Genomic DNA, 14,735 nt, shown 5'->3' on the forward strand with positions numbered 1-14,735 from the left:
TGCTTCGGCACCGAGAATCTCGCTGGCGAAAATTTCGTTGACTAAACATTCGCTAGCGAAATACCATCGACCGATGACCACAGCTCCGGCCGCGGCGCGGCCGCTGGCGTACCGCAACTTCCGGCTGCTCGTGATCGGCGCCGGCACCAGCTCGTTCGGCAACGCCATCACCCCGGTCGCACTCGCATTCGCGGTGCTGGCACTCGGCGGTTCGGCCAACCAGCTCGGCCTGGTCGTCGCGGCGTACGCGTTGGCCGATGTGGCCACCGCCCTGTTCGGCGGCGTGCTCGGCGACCGGCTCCCGCGAGCGGCGATGATGCAGGGCTCGGCGATCGCCGCGGCAGCCACCCAGACCCTGATCGCGGCGAGCCTGATCGGCGGCTGGTCGAGCGTCTGGTTGCTCGGCGTGGTCGGCGCCGTCAACGGCTGCCTCGGCGCGCTGGCCAGCCCCTCGTCCTCGGCAATGACCCGGCAGACCGTGCCGCAACCGTTGCTGCCCAGGGCGGTCTCGCAGCGTCGGCTGGTCCAGAACGGCGCCCAGATCGCCGGCTTCGCGCTCGCCGGGGTGCTCGCCGCCACGCTCGGCTCCGGCTGGGCGATCGCGGTCGACGCGGCAACCTTCGCCGTCGCCGCCGCCTGCTACCACCTGCTCCGGGTGCCGGAACCGGCGCGGGAGCGGCACGAGTCGATGCTGGGCGACCTGGGCACGGGGCTGCGCGAGGTGCTGCGTCACGCCTGGCTGTGGATGCTCATCCTGCAGGCCCTGCTGTACCACCTGTTCTACGGCGGGGTGCAGGGCGTGCTCGGCCCGATCGTGGTGTCGGACAACTGGAGCAAGGCGGCCTGGGGCTGGGCGCTCGCGGCGCTGATGATCGGGTTCCTCGCCGGCGGCCTGCTGTCGTTGCGCTGGCGACCGCGCCGCGGGCTGTTGACCGGCACCCTGCTGCTCGCGCTGACCGGCTGCTTCCCCGCCGCGATGGCCCTCGGCGTACCGGGCACGACCGGGCTGATCCTGGTGCTCGCCGGCGCGTTCCTGCACGGGTTCGGGCTGGAGCTGTTCTCGGTCAGCTGGGACCTGTCCATCCAGCAGAACGTGCCCGAGGACAAGCTCGCCCGGGTGTACTCCTTCGACATGGTCGGCTCGTTCGTCGCCCGGCCGGTCGGCCTGGCGCTCACCGGACCGCTGTCCGCCCTCACCGGTACCACCAGCTGGCTGTGGGTGTGCGCCGCGGTGATGGCCGGCGGATCGCTCGCCGCCGCCACGCTGCCCTCCGTGCGCCAGCTGCGCCGGCACGACCCGACCCCGGTGACGGAACTGGACCCGGTCGGCTCCGCCAGCTGACCCGCATCGGGCGCGTCCCCGGCACTCACCACGCCATAAACTGGTGCGATGGCGGACGACGGGCGACCCGCTCGGGTCGAGGACGTGCACGAGCTGGCCCAGGCGATGCCGCACGTCACGGTGGAGCGCGGTGGCAGCGGCAACCCGGTGTACCAGGTCGGCGGGAAGTCGTTCGTGTTCTTCCGCACCCCGCGGCCGGACGCGGTCGACCCGGCCACGGGCGAGCGGTACCCGGACGTGATCGTCCTCTGGGTCGAGTCGGAGGCCGACAAGCAGGCGCTCGTCGCCGATCCGGACTCCCCGTTCTTCACCACGCCACACTTCGACGGGCACCGTTCGGTGCTGGTCCGCGCGGCGCAGCTGCACCGGTTGAGCCGCGCGGAGCTCGCCGAGGTGGTGCAGGACGCCTGGCTGTCGCAGGCCTCGGCGCGCCGCGCCCGCGCCTGGCTCGACGCCCACCAGCTGGACTGACGATCGCTGCCGGACCCCCGGTACGCGGCGGCGCCGCCCCGCGTACCGGTCTCCGGTGGCCGAGCCAGGCGGCGTGCCGGTTCCGGTACGCGGGAGGGCGGGTTCAGGCGGCCAGGCTGCGGCCGGCCTCGGCCGCGGCCTCCTCGGCGCTCTTGCGCAGCGTCGCGGCGTGCTCGCGGAACTCGTCCAGCGCCGGGTTGATCCCGACCAGCGTGAACTCGCGCTCGATCACGGTCAGGTCGGCGCCCCAGACGTCGGCCAGGATGCGCCGCAGGTAGCCGGTGTTGTGGTCCCAGCCCTCGCGCGGCGTGCCCGGTCCGTAGGCGCCGCCGCGGGTGGTGACCAGCACCACCGGGGTACCTGTCAGCAGCCCGACGGGATCGTCCACGCCGGCGATGACCAGGTCGATCCAGGTCTTGACGTGCTGCGAGACGCCGTAGTTGTACAGCGGCAGAGCGAGCACGGCGGCGTCGGCCGCGCGCAGCTCGTCGGCGACCTCGACCGCCAGCGCCAGCGCCGCGCGATCGGCCGGGGTGCGCTGCTCCTCCGGTACCGCCTTGGCCCCGAGTGCCGCGCGCCAGGCGTCGGCCGGTAGCGGCTGCTCGCCGAGGTGGCGGGTGACGATCGGCTCGCTTGGTCGAACGGCGCGGAACTCGGCCACCACCTGGTCGGCCAGTGCGCTGCTGCTCGAACCGTCGCCTTGGATGCTCGAGTCGATGCGCAACAGGGACATGAACGTGCTCCTCGTGGCTCGCCCGACGGCACGGGCGCCGGGGCTAGTTGAATGTTCAAGCGACACGGTAGCGCGCTCGAATTGAACATTCAAGTTCTACTGCCGTAGGATTGCTCCGTGCCCACCGAAGACGCCGCCGACGAGGTCCCCTGGCTCAGCCGTGACCAGCAGGAACACTGGATCGCGTTGATCGGTGTGATCAGCACCCTGCCGCCGGCGCTGGATGCCCAGCTCAAGCGGGACGCCGGCCTCAACATGTACGAGTACCAGGTGCTCGTGCAGCTCGGCGACTCCCCGCAGGCGACGGTCCCGATGAGCGATCTGGCCATGCTCGCCAGCGGCTCGCTGTCGCGCCTGTCACATGCGGTGGGCCGGCTCGAACGCGCGGGCTACGTCCGCCGGGTCGTCTGCCGCGAGCCGGGCCGGCGGACCGCCGCCGTGCTCACCGAGGCGGGCCGGGCCAAGCTGGAACAGACCGCGCCTGGGCACGTCCGGGAAGTCCGGCGACTGGTCATCGACGCGCTGACGCCGGAGCAGCTCGCCGCGCTGGGCGGCGCAGCACGGCGGGTCCTCGAGGTGACCGCGCCGGACATCGCGGCGAGGCTCCACCTCTGACCGCGATGCCCCACCTCCGACCGCGATGCCCCACCTCTGACCGTGATGCCCCACCTCTGACCGCGACGCTTCCACCTTGACCGTGCGAGGTTCGCACCCTGGCCGCGCGCGGGCCGGACGGTCGCGGCGAGGCTCGACCCCGACCACGCGCCGGCCCGGCCGGCGAGACGTGCACCGCGCTCAGCGCAGCGGTTCGCCGTTGACCGCTTCGCCGGCCGGGAACAGCTCGGCCAGCTTCGCGGCCAGCATCGCGCGCCCCGGCACGCCGAGCTTGCGATAGCAGCTCGTCAGGTTCTTCTCCACCGCGCGCCGGGTCACCCCCAGCAACTCGGCGATCTGGCGGTTGGAGCTGCCGCCCGCCGACAGCCGAGCCACCTTCAGCTCGGCCGGGGTCAGCGGTGCCCCGCCCCGGCCGGGCTCCCCCAGCAGCGCCGCCGCGCGGTCGGCCACCTCGTCGGCGCCGGCCCGCCGCGCCAGCCGCATCCCGCGGACCACCTGGTCGGCCGCATCGGGCCGGCCCACCGCACGCAGCCGCACCCCGTACTCGATCAGGGTTCGGCCGAGTTCGGCATCGTTACCGGACTCGGCGAGCACGTCGGCCGACCGGGCGATCAGGTCCACACCGGCCGGCCCCTCGGTGAGCCGGCCGAGGCTCCGCAGCGCCCGCCCGACCGGGATCGGCGAACCCCACCAGGTGGCCCGGTCGTACTCGCGCTCCATCAGCTCGCGAGCGCGCCGGCCGCGGCCCGCCGCCACCAGCGCCCGAACCGACCAGCTGCCCACCGGCAGCAGCGCCGGGTTGCGCCAGCCGAGCCGCTCCAGTTCGGCGAGGCACTGCTCCCAGTCGTCCCACTCGGCCGGGGTCGGGCCGCGGTCGAGGGCAAGCGCGGCGCGCAGCGTCTGCGCCAGCAACCGCAGGTGCGGCCGGGGCGCCGCGGTCGGGTCGGGCCATACCCGGGCGACCTGGTCCAGGATCTTCCGGTCGGCCAGCTTCAGCGCGGTCGACACCAGGCCGATCGCACCGGTGGGATCCAGCGTCGCACCGGCACCTCGGGCCAGCCGGGCCGCCTCGAGCAGATCGCGCCGGCAGTCCGCGACCGCACCCCGCAGCCAGTGCAGGGTGGCCCGGCCGATCAGCGTCAGCAGCAGATCGTCGGGGGTGCGCCGACCGTCCGGCAGCAGCGCGGTGGACAGCCAGTCCGCCACGTCGACCAGCTCCCCGGCGGCCAGCGCGCAGGCGACCGCCAGCGGCGCGGGCGTGTGCGCGAGCAACGGCCGGTACGGCAGGTGCTCGAGCAACCGGGCGGCGAGCGGACCGACCTGGCTGGCCGAGGTGCGCACGGTCAGCGTCGCCGCGTACAGCAGGACCGCGGCGAGTTCCCGCTCCGCCTCGGTGTCGATCGGCGGCCGCGACCCGTACCCGGCCCAGCGGCCCAGGGTGTCTCGCAGCGCCTCGCCGTCGTCCAGGTCGCGGAACCGCCGCCGCGCCTCCAGCCGCAGCGCCAGCTCGCGATCCACCGGGGGGCTGCCCGGTGTCCCCGGCAACGCCCGGGCGGCGGCGTCGATCAGGCCGGACAGGTCGTCGGCGCCGGTCAGCGCGATCGGCGTCAGGCGGGACAGCATCGCCGCCCGGGACCGCACGTCGTCGGTCAGCCGGGCGGCCCGGCCGACGTGCCGCATGGCCGCCACCGGGTCGGTCCACAGCTCCGCCTCGGCCAGCCGGGCCAGCAGCCGCGAGCGTTCGGGCCCGTCGACGGGGCAGTCGATCAGCGCCCGGCGCAGGTACCGCACCGCCCGGTGCGGGTCGTGCGCGCGCAGCGCGGCCCGCGCCGCCGCCGGCAGTACCCGGGCCGCGCAGTCCGGCGGCGTTCCGGACACCGCCAGGCATTCGTCGGCCACCTCGTCGACGGGGTACCCGGCCGAGTCCAGCGCCCCGGCGGCCCGCCGGTGGAACTCGTCCAGCTCCGCCGGCGACATCGCGTCCTCGACCACGGCCTGGGCGTACCCGCGCAGTCCGGGCCGCAGCAGCCCCAGCCGGTCCAGGAAGCGGCGGGCGAACCGGCTCTGCGCCTCGTCCAGCCCGGCGACCGCGGACACGGTCGCCGGGCCCGCGCCCGGCGGCAGCAACACCATCGCCCGCGCGTACGCCCGGACGTCGGCGGTGAGTACCTCGAACGCCTGCACCAGCCGTTCCCGCAGCGGCGACGGGCAGCCGGACGGCTGGCCGCCGGTACCCACCAGGGAGCGCACCACGAGCGGGTTGCCGCGGCTCGCCCGGTGGATGCCCGCCGCGTCGTGGGGATCGCGGCCCACCGAGCGCAGGATGCCCGCGACGGCCGGCTCGGACAGCGGGGCCGGGCGCAGGACCACGTCGGCCGCATGCACGAGCTCGTCCACCGGCACGGTCTGCGCGTCCGTCGTCTCGTGCTGCACCGCGACGGCGAGCACCAGCGGCACCTCGTCCCGGCAGCCGACCAGGTCGGCCAGGAACGCCAGCGACAGCGCGTCGGCGCGCTGCAGGTCGTCGACCACCAGCAGCAGCGGGCGCTGCGCGCAGATCCGCCGGACCACCAGGCGCAGCCCGTACCCCACGTCCGGGTCGTGCTGCAGCCGGGACACCGCGGCCAGGACGGTGGGGTCGTCACTGAACAGCGGTGCCGCCGCGGCCGCCGGGCCGGCCAGCCAGCCCGCCGCGCCCGACGCCGGTGTCACGGCGAGGACCGGGCACAGCAGTTGACGGACCACCGCCCCGCCGAACTCGCGTTCCAGCCGGGTCGCGTGGGCGCTCGACACCCACATTCCGGCCGCGGCGCCGAGCCCGGCGACCGCGGCGAGCAGCGCGGACTTGCCCGCGCCGATGCCGCCCTCCACCACCACCAGCTGGCCGCGCCCGGACAGCGCCGCGGCCAGCGCCCGCTGCGCCGCGGCGAGCTCGTCCACCCGCTCCTCAAGCACCGCCGACACCCGCGCCAACCCGGGCCAGCGCGCCGGCAAGCTCGGTCCGGCGCCGGATCCCCAACTGCCGGTAGGTGTTCGTCAGGTGCAGCTCGACGGTACGCAGGCTGACCTCGCGGCGCTGCGCGATCTGCTTGTTGGACAGGCCGGCCACCGCCAGCTCGGCCACCGCGCGCTGCACCGCGGACAGCACCGGCCCGGTGCCGTGCTCGCACCGCTGGCGCACCTGCGCCGCCCGGTGCAGGACCGGCTGCCAGCCGTGCCGGGCCGCCAGCTCCTCGGCCTCCCGGGCGGCGGAGGCGGCGAGTTCGACGTCGCCGGCGGCCACCGCGGCCGCAGCCAGGTCCACCAGCGCCCGCCCGTACCGCAGCCGGGAGAGGCAGCCGCGCAACGTGTCCACCGCGCTGGTCAGCCGGCTCAACCGCTGGCTCTCGAACGCCTGCCCGGCACAGGCCTGGACCAGACCCAGCGCGCTCGGTGCGCCCCACGCCTCGGCCCGCACCAGCGCGTCGGCGATCAGTCGGGCGGCCCGCTGCGGGCGCCCGCTGGCGGCATCGGCCACCGCCGCGTAGGCGCGCCAGTTGAGCAGCGCCGGATTGTCCAGGCCGTCGGCCGACATCCGCCGGCCGCACTCGTGCAGCAGCGTTGCGGCCGCCGCCCACCGTTCGCGGCGCAGCTCCAGCACGCCGCGCGCGTACAGCACGGCCGACCAGCCGAACCCGCCCGAGCCGGACGGCGGCGGCTGCAGGTCGGCGAGCTCCTGCGCCGCGTCGAACCGTTCGCGTTCGATGTCGATCATCATCTGCACCGCAACCACCTGGCGCAGCACCGCCAGTGGCCAGGCATGCGGGGCCAGCTGGCGCAGCGCGCGCTCCAGCGCCTGCTGGCCGGTGTCGAGCTCACCCTGCCGGTACGACAGCTCGGCGTAAACCAGGAGGGCGTGGATGAGGACCGTATCGGCCCGTGCGCGGGTCGCGTCGGCGAGCACCGTGTCCAGCACCTCGCCGGCGCCGGCCAGGTCGTCGCCCAGCAGCAGCACCCGGGAGGCCACCAGCCGCGGGTGGAACAGCGTGGTCGCCGCCGCGGCCCGGGCGATCTCCAGCGCCGTGGTACGCCGCTCCGCCCGTACGGTCAGCCACCAGGCCCGGCTGGCCAGCTGCGCGGCCGAGGGCAGTTCGGCCCGGGTCAGCCAGGCGTCCTCGTCGTCCTCGTACCCGCGTGGATGGGCGAGCCAGGACAGCCCGAGCAGACCGGCGCGTTCGCTGTCGCTGCGGGCCGAGCGCAGCCCGGCCCGCAGCACCGGCCGGCAGTCCGCCCCGCCGAGCGACAGCAGGTCCGCGGCGGCCAGCCGCTGCGCCTCGTCGTGCAGGTTCTTCTCGCGCAGCAGCGCACCGAGATGCCGTTCGCCGGCATCCCGGTACACCGACAGCTCGGTGGTACCGAGCGCGAGCAGCAGGGCGCCGCGGCGCGGACCGCCCCCTTCGGTGTCGAGAGCCCGGCCGAGCAGCCGGGCGGCGGTGTCCCGGCGGCCATCCCGGGCGGCCCGCCAGCCCACGTCGGCGAGTACCTCGACGGCCCACGCCGGCCGGCGCGGCCCGGCGCGATCCAGCCACTCGGCAAGCACGTCGTCGTCCACCGCCCCGGTGCGGCCGATCTCGGCGGCCTGCCGGTACAGCTCCTGCAGCTCGGTCGGGCTCAACCGGCCGAGGATACGGTCGACGACCTCCGGCCAGACCGGCCGCAGCCGATCGGTGTAGGTGAACAGGCCGGTGGCGAGCAACCGGTCCAGGTCGACCGCGTCGACGCCGGCCAGCTCGCACAGCGACCCGAACGGCAGCTCCCGGCCGGCCACCGCCACCGCCCGCAGCAGGCCGGTCAACTCCGGCGGAACCCCGTCGTACACCCGGTCCACGTGGGCGGCGATCACCTCCGCGGTCACGGTGGACAGCCGCCGCAGCAGCGCCGGCCCGCTGCCGCCGGGGCATCGGCGCACGATCGAGTGCACCAGGGCCGGGGTGCCGCGGCTGGCCGCCGCGACCGCCTGCACGTACTCGTCGGGTACCGGCCCGGCGAGTCGCGTGCACACCTCCTGGACGCCGGCGAAGCTCAGCGGGCGCAGCTGGATCCGGTGCGGTGCGGTCAGATCCGCGCACCGGCCGGTGGCCCACCGGAACCAGGACGCGACGCCGCACACGACCAGTGCCGGTCCGCCCTCGCCGCGACAGGCCAACTCGGTCAGCCAGGCGAGCCCTTCCGGACCGGCGCGGTGCACGTCGTCGACGGCGAGCAGGGCCGGCGTGGGCGCGGCCAGTTCGGCCGCCACCTCGTGCCGCAGCGCCGCCGCGAGGCCGGCCGAGCCGTTCGCGGCGCCGGGCGGCCGCGCGAACCGGACCCGTACCACCGGGATCCCGGCCGCGCGCGCGTCCGCGGCGGAACGAGCCAGCAGCGCGGATCGGCCCATCCCGGCCGGTCCGGTGATCAGTACCGCGCCGGGTTGCCCGGCGCCGAGCGCGTCGATCCGCCGGCGCAACGCCTCGACCGCCGAGGTTCGCTCGACGAGCCGGTCGCCGGCTCCGGTCACGCCTCCGGCAGCCATCGCGCGGATACCTCCGGCGACCGGTGCTGCACACCCGGCAGCGGCGGCTGCGGGTTCGGCTTCCCTGGCTGCCGGGTGTCCGGCAGCCGGGGCGGCGCGGTGTCCGGCAGCCGGGACGGGGACGCCTTCGACAGCCGTGGCCGGGCCACCTCGGGCAGCGGGCGCGGCGGCTCGTCCGGCCGCACCCGCACTGCCGTCTCGGGCAGCCGCAGCCGGGGCGCCGATCGCCCGGGCGCCGAGGTCAGGAGCGCGGCGAGGCGGCGGCGATCCGGCACGCCGGTCTTGCGGTAGACGTTGGTCAGGTGGAACTCGACGGTGCGGGTCGACAGGAAGAGCTCGGCGGCGATCTGCCGGTTGGTCAGCCCTCGCGCGGCGAGTTCGGCGACCCGGCGTTCGCTGTCGGTCAGCCGACCGCCGGGCGCCGCGGCCGGCCGCGCGTCGGCACCGGCGGCGGAGACCATCGCGGCCGCGTCCCGGGCCAGCCCCAGCAGACCGAGCGACTCGGCGTCGGTCACCAGCTCGCGCAGGTGCCGGTGCGCGGCGGGCCGGTCTCCGGCGGCCAGCAGCAGCCGGCCGATCCGCAACCGGGCGGCCAGGTGCAGCGCCGGTGCCCGCTCGCCGGCGGCCTCGGCGGCGGAGCGGGCCAGCGGCAGCCGGTCCGGCTCGGCGGCGAGCAGGCTCGCGGCCAGCAGGTACCGGCCGCGCACGTGCGGGGTGGGCCAGCGCCGCGCCAGCGCCGCACCGCGCTCCAGGTACGGCTGCGCTTCGGTGGGCCGGCCGGCCTCGGCCAGCACGGTGACCGCCTCGAACCACCAGGGCGCGGTCAGGTGGTCGACGACGCCGGCCCGGCGCAGCAGCTCGCCGTGCTCGTCCAGCACCCGGAGTGCCGCCGGCCAGTCGCCCCGCCGCCCGTGCAGCCGGGCGGTGATCGACGTGTAGAGGCTGTGCAGCCACACCGAGCCGGCCAGCGCCTCGCCGGACAGCTGCGCGACGATGCGGCCGGCCAGATCGGACCGGCCCTGGGCCAGCCGGCAGCCGGCGAGCACCAGTCGCGGCCCGGACGTGTCCGGCCGCCAGGGGCACCGGCGCGCGGTTCCCAGCGCCGCGAGCGCACCGTCGACCGCTGCCTCGATCCGGCCCAACTGCAACAGGATGACCGCGCGGGCGAGCTGCGCGAAGTACTCCGAGCCGGGCTGGCGCAGCCGCCGGCTGGCAGCGCCGACCCGGTCCAGCAGCCGCAGCGCGGTCGGCGCCTCGTCCAGCAGCAGCAACAGCGCCGGCGCCGCCATCCCGGTCCAGCCCGCCAGCGCCCGGTCGCTGCGCGGCATCCCTTCCGCGTACCGGCGGGCGGCGTCGAGGTCGCCCCGGCACAGCGTGTCGAGCACCCCGCGCACCGCGGTCAGCTCGTCCTCGACCGACTCGCGTACCCCGAGCAGTCGCCCGCCGTCCGCGGACTCGGCGCCGGTCACCTGCTCGGCGAGCAGCTGCCAGGCCTCGCGGGTGTGACTCAGTTGCAGCATGCCGTTCGCGCCCAGCGCACTGCGCAGCCGTACCCGCAGCGCGACGTCGGTCGGCCGGTCGGGCTCGCGGCTCGCCGCGGCCAGCCGGCGCTCGGCGTCGCGCAGCGTCGACCAGCCGCCGTCGGCCCGGCCGAGGGCCAGTTCGGCCCAGCCGCGGCAGAGCGCCAGCCGCGCGCCGGCGCGGGCGCCGTAGCCGGTGGCGGCCATGTGGTCGAGGTGGGCCAGGGCGAGTTCCGGGTCGCTGCGCAGCAACGCGGTGGCGAGCTCCAACCGCAGCGGCAGCTGGTCGGGGCGTTCCCGCCACAGCCGGGACAGGTAGTCGACCGCGGTCGGGGAACCGGCCGACACCGCGCTCATCGCGGCCGCGTGCACGGTGTCGTACATCCACCGTTCGTCCAGCCGGGGCAGTCGCAGCAGCAGGTCGGCGACCTCGGCGAGCGGTCGGCCGGCGTCGTCCATCAGCCGGGCGGCCCGGGCCAGCAGCTCGTTCGCGGCCGTCTCGGGCAGTTCGGCGACCAGCGCCTCCCGCAGCAGCGGCTGGCCGAACCGCGCCCCGGTGGGCTCCAGTACGCCGTCGCGGCGCAGCTGTGCCGTCGCCTCGGCGGCGACCCGGGGCGACAGTCGGACCACCCCACCGATCAGGTCGGCATCCGCGGTGCCCAGCAGGGCGATCGCCCGGGCGACCTGGCTGCGCACCCGGGGCCAGCGCAGCAGGTCGGCGAGCACGCGCGGGCCGATCGACGACACCGCACCGGATCGCAGTTCCGCGGCGCCGGTGTCGTCCGGCCGGATGTCGCACGCCCGCAGCGCGCCGACCAGCCGCTCCAGTGCGGCCGGGTTGCCGCCGGTCAGCTCGGCGCAGCAGCGCCGGAACCGGTCGCTGACCGGCTCCCGGTAGGCCGCCGCGAGCAGCTCGCCGACGGCCGACTCACTGATCGGCCCGAGTTCCAGCGCCTCGCAGCGTCCCTCGGCGACCATGCCGTCGATCACCGCGGTGGCCCGGGTGCGGTGCCGGGACTGGCCCAGCAGCAGCGTCACCGGGTGCCGGCCGGGCAGCGACGAGAGCAGCGCCAGCCACCGGGCGGACGCCTCGTCGCACCACTGCACGTCGTCGACGACCAGTACCAGCGGCGTGGCCGCAAGCCGCTCCTCGACGTGCTGGCGCAGTCCGACCAGGACGTCGCGGTGGCAGCGACCGGCGCGCTCGGCGCTGTCTTCGGTGGCATCCCGTGGCGCGATGCCCAGCGCTGCCAGGATCTGCCGAGCCACCGCGAAGGCCTGGTCGGCGCTCTCGTGCCGGCAGCCGACCCGTACGGTGGGTGCCGCCGGAAGGTCCGCCGCGGCGAGCAGGCTGGTCTTGCCGACACCCGACGCACCGCGCACGACCACGGCCCTGGACCGGTCACCGGCCGCGGAGGCCAGCGCGGTGCGCAGCCGGCGTAGTTCCACCGCCCGCCCGACCGGTAGCGGGGGCGTGGTCACCGCCGAGGTCTGTGCCACCCGCCCTCCCCAGAAAGATCCAAGCAGGATCCGCTGGCGGTCCGGGGGCTGCTGCCGGCCGGACTCACCGACCGCAAAGTACCCCGTTGGGCAAACTTCCACGCCCGTGGTGCGGGCGGCCGCGGTCGCCCGGACCAGGCGCCGGCGCGGTGCCGGCGCCGTTCCCGGGCACCGCTCTCACCTGCTGAGACGGCGGCACCGCCGGGCGTGCCGGAGCCGGCGCGGGTACGGTTCGTCGCAAAAGTCACGGTGAAGTAACAAGGCCGGGATGCGAGTACCCCGAGGGGCCGGCCGGCGCGGGGGGAGCCCCGGCCAGCCACCTCGGGGGGTTCGGGACCGCCGGTTCGGGCAGAGGCCCCGGGCGACCGGCGACGAGCGGTTCGAGCGCGACGTGGTACCGGTGGGGCGGTTCAGCGCACGACGTAGTCCGGCACGACCTGCGGCGGCCAGCAGCCGATCCGGAAGATCCCGGCCGAGAACGCCTTGGAGGCGAGCGACGCGCGGTTGGGCACGTTGAACTTCCGCAGCATCGTCCCGATGTGGTACTCCACGCCCTGCCGGCTGAGGTAGAGCTTCGCGGCGAGCTGGATGGTGGTCATGCCCATCGCGATGCCTTCCAGGATGCGGGCGTCCAGGTCGGTCAGCAGCTTGGTCGAGCCGATCAGGTGCCGGCCGCTGGAGCCGGCGTGACCGGGCGAGACCAGAACCGCGACGGACTTGGGTTGGCCCGGTTCGCGGTCGATGGCCACGCCGGTCAGCTCACCGCCGGCGCCGCTGTCCTCGTCCGCCCAGCGGGCGGCGACCCGTTCCACGAAGCGGGTCTGGCCGCGGACCAGGCGCGCCAGCTGGCGGCCGAGGTGGTGCCGGATGCTGGGGTGCAGCAGGTCGCAGAAGCTGCGCTCGGTGGCACCGCCGTACCAGCCGGCGAAGACCGTGTTGGCGTCCACGATGGAGAGCCGGCTGTCCAGCACCGCGAGCCCGATCCCCGAACGATCGAACAGCGAGCGCAGCAGCGGGCTGCTGTCCACCGGGCTCGCCGCGGCTCGCTGGGTTGCCACCGGCGCAACCGGCACCACCGACATCACTGCCTCCGAACTCCCCCAGGACCCGACACGACGGTGCGTCCGGAATTGTCGCCCGAGCGCCATCGACATCGTGTGGAAACAACCGGGACCCTATTCAGGGAAATCGATGACGGTCAACGTCTCAGGTACCCGTAGGGAAAAACTGTGGTTGGCACGGGTCGGTACGGTCGGCCGGACTGCGGTTGCTACCGAACCAAGATCCACGGGCAGAAGACGAGCGGGAGTTGACCTGTCCGTGATTTTTAACTTACTTAGAGTCGATCAGAATACGTGATAAACGGAGCTAACCGCACCAGGCTGCGGGATGGCGCCGGCGCACCGTACCGAAGTCCCCCGAAACGCTACGCACCCGTCGGTATCGGCGTCACCGCCCCGGCGCTTGGAATGCCCGGATTATTGACGTCGAAAATATCGTGCACGGGGAACTCGTAAAGGCCGGCAAATCAAGGGACCAAGGTCCCGGAGACCGCGCTGCGGCGTTCGACCGGCAATCGAGAATGGCGCCGCCATCGATCCACCGGAAGCACCGTGGTTCCGAGCCAGGGTCGCCGCCGCGGCGGCGACCGCGCCGAGCGCCGAGACGGGTCGGCAGCACCGGTCGCACCGTCCCCACCCGACCCTGGAACGTTCTCTAATCAGGGTGGGCCAACCTCGCCCCCCGTGATCAGCCTCGATGCTCGCGAACACCCTCGCGGTGCTGCTCAAGCGCTGCGGCGGTGACACTCGCCGGGCCGCTCGGGTTCGTCGGTTTGTGTGCGCCGGCGCTCGCCCGGCCGCTCGCCCGCCGGTTCCCGCTGCCGCACCGCAGCTGGGCGTTCCTCGGCGTCGCGGGCCTGACCGGTACCGCGGTGGTACTCGGCTCCGACGTGCTGCTGCGCGCCGCGGTGTCCGGCAGGACGCGGTGGCGATCCCGACCGGTCTGGTCACCGGCCGGGTCGGCGCGGTGTTCCTGATCGCGCTGGCGATCCGGTCGCGCGACACCGGGCAGGCGGCGCAGCTGCCGGCCGGGCGGCTCGCCGCCCGGCGCCGCGTCGCGATCGTGCTTGACCCCGTACTTCCTCTGGTTGCTCGTGCGCCCCGCGTTTCGCCCGGTGAGCTGCTCGGACGGCGCCGGGGCGGGGCGCGGTAGCGTACGGGCAGTCCACGCCGAGGGGGAGGCGTCGTGTACCGGTTCGAGGAGCAGACCCGGGATCGGCTGCGGGAGCTGGCCCCGTCGTCGACGGTGCTCGTCCCGGTCGGGTCGACCGAGCAGCACGGGCCACACCTGCCGGTGGGCACCGACACCACGATCGTGACGGCGATCGCGCAGCGCGCCGCCGCGGCCGCCGACGTGCCGGTCGTGGTCACCCCGACCCTGCCGTACGGGTTCGCGCACCATCACCTGCCGTTCGGCGGCACCGTGAGCCTCGGTCTGGTGGGCTACCTCGACGTGCTCACCGACATCGGCAGAAGCCTTGCGGTGGACGGGTTCCGGCGCATCGTGTTCCTCAACGGGCACGGCGGCAACGACGGCGCGGTGCGGTCGGTCGGCGACCGGATCGTGTTCGAACGGGAGCTGGACGTGCACGTCGCCGGCACCTCGTACTGGACCTGCGCGGCCGATGCGCTGGCCGACACCGACCTCGGCGTCGGCCCGGTTCCCGGGCATGCCGGCGGTTTCGAGACCTCCTGCATGCTCGCGCTGCGGCCCGAACTGGTCCGCCGCGAGCTGATGCCGGCACCCGAACCCGACCTGCAACCACTGGCGTACAGCGACATCCCGGGTGCCACGATCCGCCGGGCCGGCGTCTGGGCCGCGAGCGACGGGCGTACCGACGACTCCCGGCACGCCAGCGCCGAGACCGGCGAGCGTGCCCTGGCGCTGATCGCCGCCAGCGTCGCCGCGTTCCTCGCCGGATTCCATCGATCCGCCCAGTGA

At 75.0% G+C, this 14,735-nt stretch carries 9 protein-coding genes and 1 pseudogene; 5 read left to right on the top strand and 5 right to left on the bottom strand.

The window, feature by feature from the left end; all coding sequences use genetic code 11:
* Positions 1-73: 73 nt before the first annotated feature.
* Together Asera_RS28345 and Asera_RS28350 are read left to right on the top strand one after the other, a co-directional pair.
* Positions 74-1,342 carry an MFS transporter gene (locus Asera_RS28345; protein ID WP_051801434.1) on the top strand — a complete coding sequence of 423 codons (1,269 nt, stop codon included), beginning with the start codon at positions 74-76 and terminating at the stop codon, positions 1,340-1,342.
* Positions 1,343-1,390: 48 nt separating this feature from the next.
* On the top strand, positions 1,391-1,813 hold the full coding sequence (locus Asera_RS28350) for an MmcQ/YjbR family DNA-binding protein (RefSeq protein ID WP_030444123.1): 423 nt from the start codon (positions 1,391-1,393) through the stop codon (positions 1,811-1,813).
* A gap of 103 nt (positions 1,814-1,916) precedes the next feature.
* Here the strand turns inward: Asera_RS28350 and Asera_RS28355 are convergent, their stop codons facing one another.
* Positions 1,917-2,546, bottom strand: a complete 630-nt coding sequence (locus Asera_RS28355) for an FMN-dependent NADH-azoreductase (RefSeq protein WP_030444122.1) — start codon at positions 2,544-2,546, stop codon at positions 1,917-1,919.
* A gap of 117 nt (positions 2,547-2,663) precedes the next feature.
* On the opposite strand from Asera_RS28355, the gene Asera_RS28360 reads away from it, so the two are divergent.
* Positions 2,664-3,161, top strand: a complete 498-nt coding sequence (locus Asera_RS28360) for a MarR family winged helix-turn-helix transcriptional regulator (RefSeq protein WP_035295064.1) — start codon at positions 2,664-2,666, stop codon at positions 3,159-3,161.
* Between the two features lie 180 nt (positions 3,162-3,341).
* Here Asera_RS28360 and Asera_RS28365 read toward each other — a convergent pair whose 3' ends face one another.
* From Asera_RS28365 to Asera_RS28380, 4 genes are all read right to left on the bottom strand, one after another.
* Positions 3,342-6,116, bottom strand: a complete 2,775-nt coding sequence (locus Asera_RS28365; protein ID WP_169745782.1) for an AAA family ATPase — start codon at positions 6,114-6,116, stop codon at positions 3,342-3,344.
* Positions 6,109-8,712 carry a helix-turn-helix transcriptional regulator gene (locus tag Asera_RS28370; RefSeq protein ID WP_157034587.1) on the bottom strand — a complete coding sequence of 868 codons (2,604 nt, stop codon included), beginning with the start codon at positions 8,710-8,712 and terminating at the stop codon, positions 6,109-6,111. The genes Asera_RS28365 and Asera_RS28370 overlap by 8 nt, the downstream gene beginning before the upstream one ends.
* Positions 8,694-11,732, bottom strand: coding sequence for a helix-turn-helix transcriptional regulator (locus Asera_RS28375; RefSeq protein ID WP_157034586.1), 3,039 nt, complete (start codon positions 11,730-11,732; stop codon positions 8,694-8,696). The genes Asera_RS28370 and Asera_RS28375 overlap by 19 nt, the downstream gene beginning before the upstream one ends.
* A 410-nt stretch (positions 11,733-12,142) precedes the next feature.
* On the bottom strand, positions 12,143-12,790 hold the full coding sequence (locus tag Asera_RS28380) for a helix-turn-helix transcriptional regulator (protein WP_030444117.1): 648 nt from the start codon (positions 12,788-12,790) through the stop codon (positions 12,143-12,145).
* Positions 12,791-13,530: 740 nt separating this feature from the next.
* Between Asera_RS28380 and Asera_RS33380 the strand changes: the two are divergent.
* Positions 13,531-13,770: pseudogene (locus Asera_RS33380) on the top strand (iron chelate uptake ABC transporter family permease subunit); the annotation flags it as partial.
* Positions 13,771-13,979: 209 nt separating this feature from the next.
* Positions 13,980-14,735: a creatininase family protein gene (locus Asera_RS28390; RefSeq protein WP_030444114.1), complete on the top strand. Its 756-nt coding sequence runs from the start codon at positions 13,980-13,982 to the stop codon at positions 14,733-14,735.

Source organism: Actinocatenispora sera, assembly GCF_018324685.1.
Classification (GTDB): Bacteria; Actinomycetota; Actinomycetes; order Mycobacteriales; family Micromonosporaceae; genus Actinocatenispora; species Actinocatenispora sera.